Source organism: Paenibacillus sp. J22R67, from assembly GCF_059692175.1.
On the sequence record NZ_JCAUAX010000004.1, the window covers coordinates 613,483 to 630,294 of the forward strand.

The 16,812-nt window shown below is 47.7% G+C and carries 10 protein-coding genes; 5 read left to right on the plus strand and 5 right to left on the minus strand.

Translation table 11 applies throughout. From position 1 onward, the window contains the following. The first annotated feature begins 9 nt into the window (after positions 1–9). Together AC58VC_RS18990 and AC58VC_RS18995 are read left to right on the plus strand one after the other, a co-directional pair. Positions 10–3,354, plus strand: coding sequence for a GH36-type glycosyl hydrolase domain-containing protein (locus AC58VC_RS18990; protein WP_497370590.1), 3,345 nt, complete (start codon positions 10–12; stop codon positions 3,352–3,354). Between the two features lie 99 nt (positions 3,355–3,453). Next, positions 3,454–4,419 carry a LacI family DNA-binding transcriptional regulator gene (locus tag AC58VC_RS18995; protein ID WP_497370392.1) on the plus strand — a complete coding sequence of 322 codons (966 nt, stop codon included), beginning with the start codon at positions 3,454–3,456 and terminating at the stop codon, positions 4,417–4,419. A 419-nt stretch (positions 4,420–4,838) separates the two neighbouring features. Here AC58VC_RS18995 and AC58VC_RS19000 read toward each other — a convergent pair whose 3' ends face one another. Further along, positions 4,839–5,309, minus strand: a complete 471-nt coding sequence (locus tag AC58VC_RS19000; protein ID WP_497370393.1) for a GlcG/HbpS family heme-binding protein — start codon at positions 5,307–5,309, stop codon at positions 4,839–4,841. Positions 5,310–5,425: 116 nt separating this feature from the next. Between AC58VC_RS19000 and AC58VC_RS19005 the strand changes: the two genes are divergently transcribed. Continuing rightward, entirely contained in the window at positions 5,426–6,271 is an 846-nt protein-coding gene (locus AC58VC_RS19005; RefSeq protein ID WP_497370395.1) for a phosphotransferase, read from the plus strand. A 123-nt stretch (positions 6,272–6,394) separates the two neighbouring features. Here AC58VC_RS19005 and blaOXA read toward each other — a convergent pair whose 3' ends face one another. Further along, the gene (gene blaOXA, locus AC58VC_RS19010; RefSeq protein WP_497370591.1) at positions 6,395–7,186 is read right to left on the minus strand and encodes a class D beta-lactamase; all 792 of its coding nucleotides are present in this window, start codon (positions 7,184–7,186) and stop codon (positions 6,395–6,397) included. Positions 7,187–7,332: 146 nt separating this feature from the next. On the opposite strand from blaOXA, the gene AC58VC_RS19015 reads away from it, so the two are divergent. Beyond that, on the plus strand, positions 7,333–8,724 hold the full coding sequence (locus AC58VC_RS19015; protein ID WP_497370396.1) for an aminotransferase-like domain-containing protein: 1,392 nt from the start codon (positions 7,333–7,335) through the stop codon (positions 8,722–8,724). A 19-nt stretch (positions 8,725–8,743) separates the two neighbouring features. Here the strand turns inward: AC58VC_RS19015 and AC58VC_RS19020 are convergent, their stop codons facing one another. After that, entirely contained in the window at positions 8,744–10,168 is a 1,425-nt protein-coding gene (locus tag AC58VC_RS19020; protein ID WP_497370397.1) for a catalase, read from the minus strand. 475 nt (positions 10,169–10,643) lie between these two features. Between AC58VC_RS19020 and AC58VC_RS19025 the strand changes: the two genes are divergently transcribed. Beyond that, a complete protein-coding gene (locus tag AC58VC_RS19025) occupies positions 10,644–12,254 on the plus strand; it encodes an extracellular solute-binding protein (RefSeq protein WP_497370398.1) in 1,611 nt (536 codons plus the stop codon). A 324-nt stretch (positions 12,255–12,578) separates the two neighbouring features. Here AC58VC_RS19025 and AC58VC_RS19030 read toward each other — a convergent pair whose 3' ends face one another. Together AC58VC_RS19030 and AC58VC_RS19035 are read right to left on the minus strand one after the other, a co-directional pair. After that, the gene (locus tag AC58VC_RS19030) at positions 12,579–13,859 is read right to left on the minus strand and encodes a glycoside hydrolase family 125 protein (protein ID WP_497370399.1); all 1,281 of its coding nucleotides are present in this window, start codon (positions 13,857–13,859) and stop codon (positions 12,579–12,581) included. Positions 13,860–13,906: 47 nt separating this feature from the next. Then, on the minus strand, positions 13,907–16,663 hold the full coding sequence (locus AC58VC_RS19035; RefSeq protein ID WP_497370592.1) for an alpha-mannosidase: 2,757 nt from the start codon (positions 16,661–16,663) through the stop codon (positions 13,907–13,909). Between the last annotated feature and the right edge of the window lie 149 nt (positions 16,664–16,812).

Consider the following 16,812-nt stretch of genomic DNA (forward strand, 5'->3'; position numbering starts at 1 on the left):
GTGAACAACATGGCAGCTGCCGAACAGGCGGATTTTCAACTGAAGTCGGGAAATTTGCAATTTTCCTTCCTTAGCAGCGGGGATATTCGCGAAATAATGTATAAGAACATAATGATTAACCAATGGGTTGCTAATCCCGTTGATGGATCACTAAATAACCTTTATTTGCGTGTACACTCTTCTAATGGAATCAAAATTGTACCGCTGATGGGCGCGCGCTCAGTAAGCAAAGTGCAGTACTCGGAATCCAAAGTATCTTGGCAAGGTTTGGCTGAAGGACTCCAATACGAATTAACTTTTCATCTGACACCGCAGGACATGTGGTTCTGGGAAGTCCAGGTGAAGGGGGAAGACGCGGAAGTTGACGTCATGTACGGTCAGGATGTCGGACTCGCTGATAAAGGTGCTGTCCGCAGTAACGAAGCTTATTTATCACAGTACATCGACCACGCGGCCTTTGAAAACGGCGTAAACGGATTTGCTGTCTGCTCTCGTCAAAACATGCCGCAACAAGGGGCATTTCCCTACTTGCAGCAAGGTGGTTTAACCAAATTAGTAGGATATTCGACGGATGGTTTCCAGTTCTACGGTTTATCGTACAAGGAAACAAACGTACCTGAAGCGTTGACTCAAAACACGCTTGCGAACGAGGTGTACCAGTACGAATTCGCATTCACGGCGCTGCAATCCGAACGTGTGAAGGTGAAGGGTACGGCACGTTTTGTTTTCTACGGCTTGTTCAAGCCGGATCACCCTGAGACCATTAAGGGCCTGGTAGACAAGACTGAAATCTTACGCGCATGGGAAGAAGCTAGTGCTCAAAACCATGAATTCAACCAGCAGCTCGATCAGGTGACTTTTTTCGGTCATCTCGGTGAGCCACTGAGCACCATGTCAATGACGCAAGATGAGATTGCTCATTATTTCCCGAACAGACGTCAAGAAGAGTTTGACGGTGAAAGACTGCTATCCTTTTTCACGGATACCCATGAACACGTTATTCTGAAGGAAAAAGAGCTTCTCGTAGAGCGCCCGCATGGTCATATCCTCATGTCTGGCGATAATGCTCGCCTGAAGGAAGATGTCATGACGACGACTTCCTATATGTACGGTATCTTCAATTCACAGGTGGTTGTCGGAAACACGTCGTTCAACAAAATGTTGACGAATGCGCGGAATGCTCTAAATGTGATGAAAACATCTGGGCAGCGCATTTACGTGGAGGTTCAAGGCGAATACCGTCTGCTCACCATGCCGTCGATGTTTGAACTTGGTTTCAACTATGCGCGCTGGTATTACAAAATGGTGGACGATACCCTTGTTATCACGAACCTGACTACCGTAGATACACCGGAAATCCATTTGCAAGTTCGTTCCCAAAGCGGCAAGGCTTATCGTTTCCTCGTAACGAATCAGGTCACGATGAACAACAATGAATACGAATCTTCATTCAGCTGTAAGCAGGAAGGACAAACATTGTCCTTCTATGCGTCTCCTGAGTCCGACAGCGCGAAGGTTTGGCCGCAGTTGTGCTACCGAGTGCGCGTTGCAGGCGCGGATATGAGAGTTGGCAATGAAACTTTGCTAGCGCAAAACATCCAACCCCTTGCCGCTTCCACAGTTGTCATGGAGCTTGGCACGAGCAGCGAATGGAGCTTGACCATTCAGGGTCTCTTGCGGGATGAAGATCTGCCTTTCACAGATGTAGACACCACGGCTGAGATCGCGCGTTACCGGGACTTTCTTGCCAGTGTGATGAACGGGTTCCATCTGTCACAGAACGGTGGTGCAGCTGACAGCTTGGAGAAAGTCAATACGCTTGCCTGGTGGTATACACACAATATGCTAGTCCACTACTCCGTCCCTCACGGATTGGAGCAGTATGGGGGCGCCGCCTGGGGAACACGCGATGTGTGCCAAGGCCCGGCTGAATACTTCCTTGCGACGCAAAAATACGGTGAAGTGCGCGACATTCTCAAAACCGTCTATTCGCATCAGTACGAAGATGACGGCAACTGGCCTCAATGGTTTATGTTTGACCGCTATGCGGCGATTCAACAGGAAGAAAGCCATGGCGATATCATCGTGTGGCCGCTGAAAGTATTAAGCGATTATTTGGCTGCTACCCGAGACTTTGGTATTCTTCAGGAGAAAGTTCCGTATACGAAGCGACATGTGTTCGAATTTACGGAAGAGCCAGCGACGTTATTTGATCACGCCAAAAAAGAAATTGATTACATCAAACATCATTTTCTTCATGGCACTCATCTTTCCTCCTATGGCGATGGTGATTGGGATGATACGCTTCAGCCGGCTAATGCGCAGCTAAAGAAATATATGGTTAGTAGTTGGACTGTTGCTTTAACTTATCAGGTGTTCAACCAATTGTCCGCGGCGCTTGGTGAAGCCGATGAACAGATGGCAGCGGAGCTAAGGGATTTGGCCGCAGGAATTAAGGCTGATTTCAATAGCTACATGCTGGGAACGGACGTCATCCCGGGCTTCGTATACATGGAGGAGCCAGGCAAAGCGGAACTGATGCTGCATCCTACGGATAACAAGACAGGGATTCAATACCGTCTGCTTCCGATGACGCGCAGTATGATCGGCGAGCTTTTAACAGAAGAACAGGCCAATTCCCATTATAATCTCATTAAAAAAGAACTGTATTATCCAGACGGCGTCCGCTTAATGAATCGCCCAGCTAATTATGTCGGCGGTATCAGCACGAACTTCAAGCGGGCTGAGCAAGCGGCTAACTTCGGCAGAGAGATCGGGCTGCAATACGTCCACGCTCACATCCGTTTCGTCGAGGCCATGGCCAAATTGGGCAAAGCCGATGAAGCCTGGAAGGGACTCGAGATGATTAATCCAGTCGGCATCCAAAGTGTTGTTCCGAACGCGGAACTGCGTCAGAGCAACAGCTACTTCAGCAGCTCGGATGGGAAGTTTGGCACGCGTTACGAAGCACAGGAACGTTTTGCGGAGCTGAAAGAAGGCGCCGTGCCTGTCAAAGGCGGATGGAGAATTTACTCCAGCGGTCCGGGAATTTATATGAACCAGCTGATCTCGAATGTCCTGGGTATTCGCTTGGAGGGCGGCGATCTGGTTATCGATCCCGTGCTTCCGCAAGAACTAGATGGTCTGCAGTTCGACTTCCAAGTGCTGGGACGCCATATGACATTCATCTATCATTTAGAAGAGCGTTCCGTTAGTTATGTGACGGTAAATAAGAAAGAAGTGACTGCCGAAGCAACCGCCAACCGTTATCGCCAGGGTGGCCTCCGCATCAGCGCGCTGGATCTTAACACGCTTACTAGTGAAGAAATAAATGTCATTGAGGTGTATCTGTAAGAAAAATCGGCGATCTTAAGGATCGCCTTTTTCCTTTTAAAAAGTTCTTTATGATATAGTAAGAAGAAAACGAAAGTGTAGATGTTAGGAGCGGTTTTTGTGATCAGCATTAAAGATGTTGCCAAAAAAGCGGGCGTTTCAATCTCGACCGTATCCTATGCGCTCAACGGAAACCCCAAGGTAACGGAGGAAACGAGTGCAAGGATTTTGAAGATAGCCAGCGAGCTGAACTATGTTCCGAATGCCGCGGCAAGAACGTTAAAAAAGCGGGTCTCCAAAATCATCGGTGTTTATTTGACTGATTTCAGCGGGGCGTTTTACGGGGAAATTCTGCAGGGGATGAAAGAAGTACTGAACAAAAGAGGTTATGATCTGATCGTCTGCAGCGGCTCCTACTCTCACCGTTTGCTGCCACAGCGGATGATTGACGGGGCTGTTGTCTTGGACCACTCGTTCGCTAGCGAAGAACTGCTGCAATTGGCAGACCGTGGACATAAATTGGTTGTGCTGGACAGGGAATTGAACCATCCGAACGTGAACCATGTTCTTCTGGATAACAAAGCAGGTGCCACTTTGGCCGTCGAATATTTGATCGAAAGAGGCCATCGGAAGCTGTATGTTGTAACAGGGCCAAAAGATTCCTACGACTCCAAACAGCGGTTACAGGCAACCAAACAAACCATTGAGCGGCATTCCGATTTGATTTATGTCGAGATTGAGGGTAATTTCAATAAGGATTCCGGTGAACGAGCCGCCGAGCAAATTATGCGGGAATATAATGAACCGGTTGCCGTTTTTTGCCTGAACGATGAAATGGCCATTGGCCTGTACAATACACTGTTGAAAACGGATTTCCGGATTGGTGAACACATTCACATCATCGGTTTCGATAACATCGAGCTGACGCAATATACCCAGCCGCGACTCGCAACGATTGATTACTCCAAACGCAAGTGGGGTGCTTTGGCTTCTGAGCAGCTTATTAAGCTGATTGGGGGAGAAAAAGTGGAGCATGAGCGCGTTTATGTGAGTCTGATTCAGGGTGAGTCGGTTGGAAAAGGATGAGATCAGCTTGTTCTCGATGCCAAATGAAATAGGGGCGGCATTCTAAGGCTTTATTTCAAGTCTTAGTCTGCCGCTGTTTGTCTATGCGGTGAGGGTTGTGTCATGATTTCTTAATATTAGATGTTTAAACAGAAAATGGTGTGTGGATACTTGTCTCCGATAAACAAAGCAACGGGTCAACATTGTACCTTTATGTATAACGGACATCATTGTCGTTATTTTCGATAATTGCCCCCTATTTTATGTATAACGGACTCCAGAGTCGCTAATTGATCCATAGACAACCTAATTAGACGAGTTTCGCATGAATAACTGCATTGGAGTCCGTTAGAATTCAGATAGGCTTCGTTTTCTTCAAATAAACACGGCAGTGTCCGTTAGCGACGAAGTAATTCGGCATGAAACCTCAGAAGAGGCGGTTACCTGATCGTTTGGTTAGAACCAATACGGGCACTAGCCGTCCAAGGGTCTCTAGCACTATGCATGCTGGTAAATGCATAAACTGCGGCGTTGGCCACTTCGATATCTTGAGCGCTGGTGCCCCCACTTACACCGATGGCACCGATGACTCTGTCGTTGCTGATGAGTGGTATGCCTCCGCCTAGGATAGTAAGTTTACCGTGGTTAGTCGTATTGATACCGAATGAAGGAGAGCCTGGAAGTGCCGATTGCGCAAGGTTGGCTGTCGGTATTTGCATGGCTGCGCTAGTCCAAGCCTTGCTTTGAGAGATTTCGATACCAGCAATTCGTGCGCCGTCCATTCGATGGAAAGCGATCAGGTTCGTACCTTCATCAACAATTGCGATATTGCTGTTCAGTCCCATTTGTCTTGCTTTCTGCTCGGCGACTTCAATTAAATATTTTGCGGTTTCTAACGTTAGTCTGTACATTACGTTCACTCCTCAGAATTTGGATACTCCGATATTGTATGGTCGTTTCCCCAGTGGGGTGAAATTATTCAGAAGAACAGCGTATGTAATCCTAACTTAACTGAGAGGTGTTTCTCGTGTACAAACATCCTTACTTCCAATTATTATTACATGATGACGAAGAACTTGCATCCATATTGGGATCTTCCGTAGCAGAACGAGCAACACTTCACGAATGGCCTCTCTCTTGTGTTCAACGCATTCGCATGAGCGATACATCGACTATCATTTATAAAGTACAGGCAGAACCTTCTATTGAAGATAAATTTTATCGCGAAGCAAGTTCTCCACTTTTAGTAAGAACTAGAGCTATTAAACAAAAGGATGTTCCAGATGCCTTGCTTTTAGAAATGATCGATGCTCCTTGTGTGTCCGAAATGATTATGGATGTTGATGAAGCATTGAGATTCATTGATAACACTACGCATCAACTCTCTCAAATTGGAGGAAATCTCCCATTTTTATATAAGATTGGTAACCTAGTAGATTGGGAAATTTTTAGCGCCTCGCTTTTAAGTGACCTTGAACTATTAGTTCAGCGTGGAACATTCCAACAGACAGATCGAGAAGGAATCAATAGAATAGCAACTCTTTGCATAGACGCCTCGGTTAAAGCTGTGATTCAATCAAGGAGCGGCTTAGTACACGGGGATTTGAACTGTGGAAACATTTTTGTGCATCCGAACGGAAGATTGAAGGTAATTGATTGGCAGCGACCCATTTATGCACCTTTAGTGCTTAATAGGGCTAACCTGCTTGAATCACTAGGCATAGACGCGAAGCATTATGTTGCTTCGGGGGTTATGAATTTGCTGTACATTTTGAAAATATCTTGGTTAGCGCAATGCGCAATACGATGGTTCCCTCCAGGGGCAGAAGGTTATGATAAAGAAATAGCCCAATTAATCGAACAATTGGACTAAAATCGCAGCAGAATGGAGAATGTTGAAACGAAACGACAGCGACAATTTCGAAAGGCTATCGTTTCGTTCCCCAACTAGCGAGCGTAGAAGTCAATTGATGGCATGATTATAATAGAAAGAGTCTCATAAAATGTGTAATTGCTTGAGACATTCGAGCGTAATTGTCTTAGCGGTCGTACCACTGCTATCCACGTTGGTGGCGAATACCCATGAAGTTTTACCCGTCTCTACATAGCCGATATACCATCCGAGACCTAGATCAGATAGTCTTGTCCCTGTTTTGCCATGAACGGTGTATGCGTCCTGTTCGTTATCGATCATGATACGTTTGACCGTTTTCATCGTTTGCTCATGGAAAGGCAGCGTTTCTTCTACGAGATTCTCCATGAATTGAGCTTGCTCTTGTGCCGAAATGGTTAGGCTGCTGTTCAACCAGAACTTATCGATTCCACCGCTAATGTCTTGATTGCCATACGCAATTCGATTGAGATTGTTCTGCATCCGTTCAGCGCCAATGTCCCGAGCCATCGCTTGGTAATACCAGATAGCGGAATTCCTCATGGCGGAAGCTAACGTATGATCCCGATTCCAGACGTCAAATTCCCGAATGATCCCGTCCCAACGTTTGACTTCGTACTCATCCTCCACGGCGTGTTCTTCCAAGCCGATTAGTGCGTTAGGAACTTTGAATGAGGATTCCGGCGTGAAACGCTGATTGCTCCGCTGGAGGTTATACGTGTACATTTTATCCGTCTTCAGATTCTTGATAACGATTGTACCTGAAATCCCATGGAATAATTCTTCCACATGGAGTTCTTTGATACCAGGCTTAGCGCTAGCTGAGCTCGCAATACTGGCAAAGGAGCCTGTACTTGTAATCAGCATAGCAACGAGCAGTAGAACGATAATCTTCATTTTTTTCATCTTGCATCACTCCTCTTTGATTTAAAATGGCAACTATTTACTTTCTTCACGTTGAGTATACGAGTAATGACAGGAATTTTATATGGGATTATTCTTGAATTGTACCCTTACAGTTTGAAGGAGAGGGGATAAACAACATGCTGTATGAAGAGATTGTGGATCAGATCATGAAGCGCATCGAGGAGGGATCATTGAAGCCGGGGAACAAGCTGCCGTCTATTCGTGTTTTAACCCAGGAGTTTGCTTGCAGTAAGAATACGGTGATGAAAGCTTATGGTGAATTAGAGAAAAGGCATATCATCTATTCTGTGCCCCAGAGCGGTTTCTATGTCGTGGAGGGCTACCGTAGACGGGAAAAGATTGAGGGAGGGCATGACACAATTAACTTCCTCTCAGCTGGACCTGATCGACAGGCCATGCCCTATCGGGATTTCCAACACTGTATGAATCAGGCCATTGAACGATATAAAGAAGAGATGTTCACGTACTCGGACATTCAAGGGCTTGGGTCGCTTCGCGTACAACTGGCTCGGCATCTGCAAGACCTTCAGGTGTTCACGATACCCGAGAGAGTTTATGTCGTATCCGGTTCGCAGCAAGCTCTGCATTTGCTGGTATCCCTGCCTTTTCCAAGCGGCAAGCGTAATATATGTCTAGAGCAGCCCACGCATGCTGGGTTTATTGAATCTATTCGTCAGCATGGCAGCGAGGCTTATGGGATAGAAGTAGGGAACGAGGGCATTGATCTTACGCAGTTGGAAGAGCTTTTTAAGCATAACGATATTAAGTTGTTCTACATGGTCTCTAGATTTCACAATCCGACTGGCTACAGCCATACGAATGAAACGAAGCGAAAGATCGTCGAATTAGCGCAGCAATATGATGTGTATATCATTGAAGATGACTATATGGGGGACTTAGACTCGAATCTGAAGGCAGACCCGATGTTTGCCTACGATCCTTCTGGCAGAGTTATTTATGTCAAAAGCTTCTCGAAAATTATGCTGCCTGGTCTCCGACTCGGTTTAGCCGTACTCCCTGACGCATTGCGGGAAGATTTCTTGCGAGCCAAGTTTGCAGCAGACGTACATACGCCGATGCTAACGCAAGGCGCGCTTGAGATCTACCTTCAGAGCGGAATGTTCAACGCGCATATCGAGCGCATGAGGAAGTTATACAGCAGGAAGGCAACGCTCCTCCAGCAAGCTTTCCAGAAGTGGCTGACTGCTGTCGCCACCTACTCGGGGTCTTTATCCGGATTCTATTCCACGATCAGATTGCCTATACCGATTAAGGCGAAGCAGCTGCAGGAACACCTTAAGCATCAACATGTGTTGGTGGATCATGCAGAGCGCATGTATCTTCCTGATTTCACCAAAGACAACGTGATCCGTCTCAGTATCTCTCAAGTGGATGAGGATTTGATTGAGAGAGGCGTTCAGATAATCGCAAGAGGGATAGTCGAGCTGCTCAGCAGAAGGACAGAAGTGAGGTTTGTAAATAAAAAAGATGACCCCTATAGCATATAGGAATCATCTTGGTTATAAATTATCCTTGTTCATGCTTTTGAACGGCTCGAGCAACCCGTTCACCTAGTTCAGCTGAGGCATTGTATAGATAGCTCAGAACAATGTTTTGTGTTTCTTGGGATATACCGGACAGGTCGCCAGAGAGATTAGCAATCAAGTGATCTTGCTGCACAGGAGAGAGTGAGTAGTAATACTGGCCCGCTTGTGTAAAATCATCCTGCTTCGGGATGTCCGATCGCATAAGATGACCGTCCACGTATCTCCCATTGCCGCTAGTTACAAGAGAATCAGGGGACCAATTAGCCTGATGGTTGATAGGAACCTTACGGAAATCCGGACCCATTCGGCGGCGCTGAGAATCCCAGTAAATATTGGTACGCCCCTGCAGCATCTTGTCGTCCGATAATTCGGCACCTTCCAATAAATTGGCTGGTGAGAAGGCTATTTTTTCTACTTGCTCCTTATAGTTATCAGGATTGCGGTTCAGCACAAGTCGACCAACCGGCAGCAGCGGATATTGCCGTTCATCCCAAACTTTGGTATCATCCAATGGATCAAATGGAAGAGTGGCTTCATCTGAGGGATTCATTAGCTGAACATAAAGCCCGTATTCTACGGTTTTTCCCGCTGCTAAATGATCATTCAAGTCCTTGCCTGAGAAATCCGGGTTCTCAGATGCCAATTGAGCCGCTTCGTGACTGTCTATGTACTGTACGCCAGCGAAAGGAACCCAATGATATTTAATATAAGTGCGGACGCCTGCTGCATTCTTCCAAACATAGGTGTTAACACTGTGGCCAGGTGTGTGGCGGAAGCTCTTTAACGTCCCTGCGTCGGAGTAAAGCCGGACAAGAAAATGAATGGATTCGGGTGCTCTAGCTACGAAACTCCACAATCGTTCAGGATCTGTGAGGTTATTTACTGGCGATGGCAGGGAGGCTTTAATAAACTCCGGAAAGCGTATGGCGTCACGTACCGCAAAAACGGGGATGTGATTGCACAGGAGATCAAAAACACCTTTTTCCGTATAAAACTTGGTGGAGAATCCACGCACATTGCGGGATGTGTCCGGAGTGCCTTTGTTGCTTATAGCAAAGGAAAACCTCACGGTGACAGGGACCTGCTGACCAGGACTTTGAAGAAAGCAAAGCTGTGTGTATGCCGTCATGGAATGAACGGTCTGAAAGTACCCGAAAGCGCCATACCCTTTGACATGCACAGGCCTTTCAAGCATCTTTTCATGGATAAAAGTTTCCAGAGTTTCATGCAGAATGCTGTCTTGTTCCAGTACAGGACCTCGCTCACCGACAGTCTGCGAATGAGAAGCGTCCGGTTTAACAGATGACCATTGTGTAGGGGAATGACCGTTAGGCCGCTGATCATTTATCAGAGGCTGCGATGGCTGGACGGAAGGTCTTCGGGGAAATTCGTTATTTTCTTTCATCATTGTACCTCCTATTTCAAACAGTCAATTCTCTCTGATCTATTATTATTTATGTTGAGCATCCATGCACTTATGACAATACTTTGTGGACGAAATTCCTTGTGTAGACTGAGATTGTTCTTTATTAATTGTAGTTAAAAAGTTACAATGTGTATGTTTTGCTCTAGCTAAAACCTTTACAAAAATCACATATTCGGTGGCCAGCCTAATAGCGTAGCCAGATCTATCAAAACCATCATGCCTTGGGTTCATGCAGACATATGATCTTTGACAGCACAAAATCGACATATTTACTAAAACTGCTGCAAAGTTTAATCTTCAATTTGTAAGCGCTAGCAGCTTGATTCTCGTCAAGACAGTGATGTCTCGCAAGGATATGTTGCAAGCGTGATCATAATGAATGAAAAGAGCCTGGATCGTTAGGGCCATCGTTAATTATGACGGATTCAAAGATGACCATAAGGGAGGACATGCAATGTTGAAGAGAAAGAAGCAAATCGTGGCGTCCGCACTCGTGTTAGCAGTATCACTGTCCGTATTGAGCGGCTGCGCAACTAAAAAAGAGAACGAAAGCGCTGCAAGCGGAAGTGGAAGTTCGAAGGCAAGCTCATTGAACAAAGAAGGGTTCCCGATCGTGAAGAGCCCGCTGACCTTATCGATCATGGCACCGGATATGGGGATTCAGAACTGGAAGGACATGCCGGTTATGCAAGAGATGGAGAAGCTTACGGGCATCAAGATCGATTACCGCAATGCGCCTCGAGACAGCTTCGATACGAAGAAAAACCTTGTTTTCGCAAGCGGTGATTATCCGGACATTTTCTTTGCTTCGAAACTAACGCAGGCTGAAGAGCTGAACTACGGAAGCCAAGGCATTTTGATTCCTTTGGAGAAGCTGATCGATGAATACGCTCCGAACATTAAGAAAGTGCTGGCTGATAAACCGGAAATTCGCAAGTCGATCACAGCACCAGATGGCCATATTTATTCGCTTCCACGCATCGAGCCGTTTCAGCCGTGGTACCGTAATCCGATGTGGTACAATGGCAAAATGCTGAAGGAACTTAATGTGACTAAGCTGCCGGAGACGACGGATGAACTGTACGATTTGCTCAAACGTGTCAGAGATGAAGATCCGAACAAGAACGGCAAGAAGGATGAGATTCCGTTGTCCTCATCTTCAGGCATCAAGCTGAGAGATATCCGTACGTGGATTCTTGGCGCATTTGGAGCATACGAGGAAGAATTGTATGTAGATGATAAAGGAAAAGTTCACTATACACCTGCTGAAGACGCATATAAAGGCTACGTAACGTACCTCAACAAGCTCTGGGCCGACAACCTTCTGGATCACGAATCCTTCTCACAGACGGATGACCAGAAAAAGGCTAAGATTAAAAACGATCAGGTGCTTCTGTTCTCCGACTGGCATGCCTACATGTCCCATGGCGGGAAGCCTAACACAGAGGACGTCATGTTCAGCCCAGTTCGTAGTGACAAGGTGAGCGCTCCGGCTATTGCTAGTAATAAAGGCTTCTCTACAGGCACATTTGCGATCTCCAAATCGAATCGTTCTCCGGAAGCATCGATTCGCTGGGTAGATTATATGTACTCGCCAGAAGGCCAAATGCTGTTTAACAAAGGGCCAGAGGGTGTTCTGTGGAAATACTCGGATAGCGCCAAAACGAAAATTGAGTATTTGCCTGTACCAAATGGAGAAGATAGAGAAACGTATCGCTCCAAGATTACACCTAACTTCGGTATCGCTTCACCGATGGTTGTACCGGATGAGCCTGTGAAGGACGAGTTCTCCAAATGGGTGGAAAATGAGTCCAAAACGAAGCTGTTGGATCGTGGCGCACGCGTACCTTTCCCAGCCTTGTACTTGACGGAAGCGGAATCCGGCGAAGTGGCGGCATTGCGTTCCGACCTTACTACGTATGTTGCGCAGATGGAAGCGAAGTTCACCACTGGACAAGAATCGCTGGACGGTTGGGATAAATATGTTCAAACCCTGAAGAAAATGGGTTCGGACCGTTTCCAAGAAATTTATCAAAAAGCTTACGATCGTTGGAAAAACAGCTAAGTATGACGAAACTAGCTAGACATTAAACGGTATAGAAGCGGGCGTAGAGGTGAATTTGACCTTTACGCCTTTTTTATGTTCATGGCTTTAGTGGACCTATAGTCCGTTATTTCTCTGAAAAGGCAAACTTTCCGTCTGAACACGTGAATGAGCATAGGAGGCGGTAGGATGCCCGGAGAAGGCTGATACATGCTCTAGGGTACAATGAATCATTAGATCATTCGGTAGCTCCTGCGGGATGCTTGCAGACCTATCAAGCGCAAAAGAAAAACTCCCCGATGCCGGTAAAGGCTAACGGGGAGTTTGTCATTGATAAGACTGTGCTTAGACGAGTCCTTTGTCCATAGCCTTGCAAATCAATGAAGCAAACAGACTGTTGGACCAGGCGAACCAGGGTCTCGAGAAGTTGGAAGGATCATCTGGATGAAAGCCTTCGTGCATGTAGCCGGTATCCGCATCTGTATCGATCAGCGTCTGGATTAGCTCTTTAATTTCGTCTGCATTGTTAGAAGTCAACGCTTGCACAGACAAGGCCATATGCCAGACGTAGCCGCCCGGCGTATGCGGACTGCCGATGCCTTTGGCGTATTTGCCTTCGAAATAATACGGATTATCGAAGCTAAGCGCAAACTTACGTGTATTCTGGTAGATTGGATCATCGATGCCGGTGTAGCCGATGTAAGGGATCGTGATCAGGCCCGGTGTGCCTGCATCGTCCATCAGGCAGTAGTTGCCGTAACCATCCGTTTCGTAGGCATAAATTTTGCCGTATTTCGGATGGTCCACGATGCCGAAGGTTTGGATGCCGAAGTCGATCTCCTTGCGCAGCTTCTCTGCGCGAGCAGCTAGGCGCGTATCGTTGTAAATATCCGCAGCCATTTCGATGATATGGCCAAGGATCACGACGGCAAACATGTTGCCCGGGATGTTGTAGCCGTACAAGTTGGCATCGTCGCTCGGACGGAAGCCTGACCAGGTCATACCGGTGTAGTTGGACAGAAGACCGCGCCCGTTATTTTGGAGCGTTTCCGTATGCTGCTTTGTTTGGCGCGTAAAATGGTACAGTGACTTTTGGTCATGATGCTGCTCGGTAATCAGGACGTTCACAATGGAAGTCAGCGCCTGATAAACCGAATGGGTGAAGATGTCGGTAATCCCGGTTTCCTTCCAATAAGCGTAAAGAAGCTGTACAGGGAAGCAGAGCGAGTCGATTTCATACTTCCGCTCCCACATCCACGGATTCAGGTCGCAATCATCGGTATCACGGTAGTGCTTATCGCTTGCCGTTTCATTGAAAGCATTGGTGTAAGGATCAATGTTGATGTAGAACATCTGACGCGCGATGAGACCGCTGATGATGCGCTGCAAGTCCTTATCTTGCTTGGCGAAAGGAATGTAATGACGAACCTGCTCTGTGGAATCGCGCAGCCACATGGCTGGAATATCTCCGGTAAATACGAAGGTGGTGCCGTCGTTAAGCAGCTTTGTCGTTGTTTCCAACGTGTTCGGGAAGCAGTTTCTGAAGAGCTTTTGCAGCTTTGGGTTGTGTGCCAGCTTTTGCTCGGCTTCGTTCAGAAATTCGGTAATGGAAGCAGGTAAATTCATGATGGATGTATTCCTCCTGTGGTATAAGGTTTAGGGTTTAAGAGTATTTAGGGCTGCTTGTGCTGAAATGCGTAAGTGATAATCTCACACTTGCCCACCGTGGACTGGATTAGCCCGTCTACGAGCTGAGCCTCATCGTGTCGGCGTTCCAGAATATCGCTCTGGTAGGCCCTAGCGACCGGGAATGAAGGCTTGAGTGTCACTTGATCAGCCTCGTGAGCAAGATTGTACAGTCGCACGATGACATCGTCATGATCGAAGGACATCTTGAATGCCGATAGAGCGAGGGATGGACCACGCCATTCCAGCGCTTGATAGGTTGTCGGTAGCGAACCCGTCTGCGGCCCAATCGTAGTCGTATGGAACCACGGTGATTGGAATTGATACGCCGAGGCGAATGCGCCGGATTGGATCGCTGTGCCAGCATGCGGATAAATCGCGAACTCGACCGTATGATTCCCAAGACATTGTGCCTCTGGTGTCGGGAATACGCCCCAATCTCCCAACTCGGACACGCTGCGGAGCAACGTAACTGCGATTGTGTTCTTGCCATCTCGCAAGACCTCATATTCGTTCAGGCCTTTATTCGCGATCATCAAGCCTTGTGTGCCATCCGATACGCTGACGAAAGCTTGCTGGTGCTGTGCGTTGCTCGGATTAATCCACTCTTTGGCTGGCCTTGTATCGCGCTCGGCAGCTTCAAAAATCGAATCAGCCAGATGCGTCGCTGCTGTCAGCCCAGTAGGGAACAGGGCCCGCAGGCGGTGGTCTTTGGCTTGGTTATTGTAGGACGCCGATACCATCACGCCTTTGCTGGACTGTTCAAGGCTGATACGGGTGGTCAACTCGAACGGTACCAACTCGTTTGAGCGCGAAGCCGTTCGCTTGCGGAAAGGAACCATTTTCCGCTTCTCTTCTTCGAAGAGTTCCGATGCGGAAGCCGGAATGAACCAAGTATGCTTGATTTCATAGGTAACTCGGTAAGGCTCCGCTTCTACCAACTTCACTTGCGCCGGTAGTCCTTTGGTCGTCAAGGCAACGTCTCCATCAGGCTGACGGAAGACGTACTCGTTGCCTAGATCGCCGCAGTTTTCATACACACCCATTCCTCGATAGGTGTGGCCTGTATCCTTGTCGGTAATATCGTAAGAACCATCTGAGTGAATGCTGACGGCTATATGCGCATTAGCCATGCCGGAATCCATCACGATTAACGGACTGTGTGGCGCTTCGACTGGTACTGAAGGCTCGCTAACCCAGGCCCACGTCTTGTAGCCCAGCGCCGGAACCTGCTGCGCTTCGAAGGTTAGTGCGATTCTGCGCGCCATATAAGGCTGCCGGAATTTGTCCTTCGGCAATTCGTAGCCGAAGTGTACACCCAGATCCTCCGCCTTAGCTGAGATGGCCCTGCCTAGGTCGTCTAGCAGCACGCCATTATCCAAATGGAGTGGCATCTGGGACAGCCTCTCCGCAATCGCGGGCGGATTCGGGCCTTCCTTGAAGTGGGATTTGGCGACGATGAGCTCGATGCGGACAGTACCTGTACGCTCCCAGCCGGTCATGTTGTAGACCGTGACCGGCAGGCTGTCATTCGTCCAGGAAGCAACGCTTGCTGTGTCGATTCGTCCAGCTAGAGCCTGCAAGCTTTCGTCGATAATCGTCTCAGTCAAGTGCCGGCTCTTGTCGAAGCGCGTGACCATCTCACGATGAACCTCGTCCACACTGCATCCACAAATACTGTCATGCGGGTGGTTCTGCATCAGTGTCTTCCACGCATGGGTGAGCAGCTGATGCGGGTAGGCTTTGCCGCCCGCCAGATGGACTAGCGTTGCTAGAGGCTCAGCGCCCTTCTCTAACAGTGTCTGCCCGAGCTGGTTCAGCTGTTTGAGATAGACACGGGCGGACGCCGTATTAACCAACGTACCCCAGCCATCTGTATGCTGGCTGCGCAGCTCGCCCTGGATGGTCACCAGATCATCAGGCAGCTGCTTTCTCAGCGCATCGATGTACTGCTCGAAGCTGGAGTGGATGAAATCCACATCAGGATAGAGCGCTTTGGCAGTTTCGAGAGCTTGGCTCAGATCTTGCTGGATCGGCTGATGGTCACAGCCGTTCATGAACAGCAGCTCCGACGTAGACGCATACTTCTGTGCATCGCCAAGACGCTTGTCCCAGAATGCCTTGGCAGCTTCGGGATCGACCGGAACCTCGTTCCCGTTGCTGTACCAGTTGGCGAACAGGATTCCGATGACCTTGGAGCCGTCCGGGGCCGACCAATACATCTCCGAATACGGCGATTCATAGCCGGAGCTATCCATATCGATGACGACATTGTCGAAACCGGTTGGTTTCACACCGCGTCCGAACAAGGCCGTATCAATGTCAGCTTGCTTTAACAATTGTGGCGCTTGACCCATGTTGCCAAAAGAATCAGGAAAGTACCCTAACTTGGAAATGACGCCGTACTTGGCCGCATCCTGATGTCCGATCAGCAGATTACGAACGTTCGCTTCCGAGCTGGTCAGGAATTCATCCTGCAGGACATACCAAGGACCTATGATGATGCGCCCAGCCTGGATGTAGGCTTCCAACTGCTCTCTTTTTTCAGGATGAACCTGTAGATAGTCCTCGATAATAATGGTTTGTCCGTCCAAATGGAAATAAAGGTACTCAGGGTCGTGCTCCAGCGTGTCTAGTAGATCGTTCATCAGTTCGGTCAGTAGATAGTGATGACGCTCATACGGCATATACCACTCTCGATCCCAGTGACTGTGTGAGATCAGATGAGCTGCTTTTCTAGTCATAGAATAAAAACCTCCTTTTATGAAGTAGAAATGATGACCTAAGATCAACTATTCCTAATTAACTTCGTTAGACAGATTCACACAGATCGTTGTAATTGACAATATGTATGATTTGCACTTGATAATTCCTTGATTATCAAGGCGTTGAA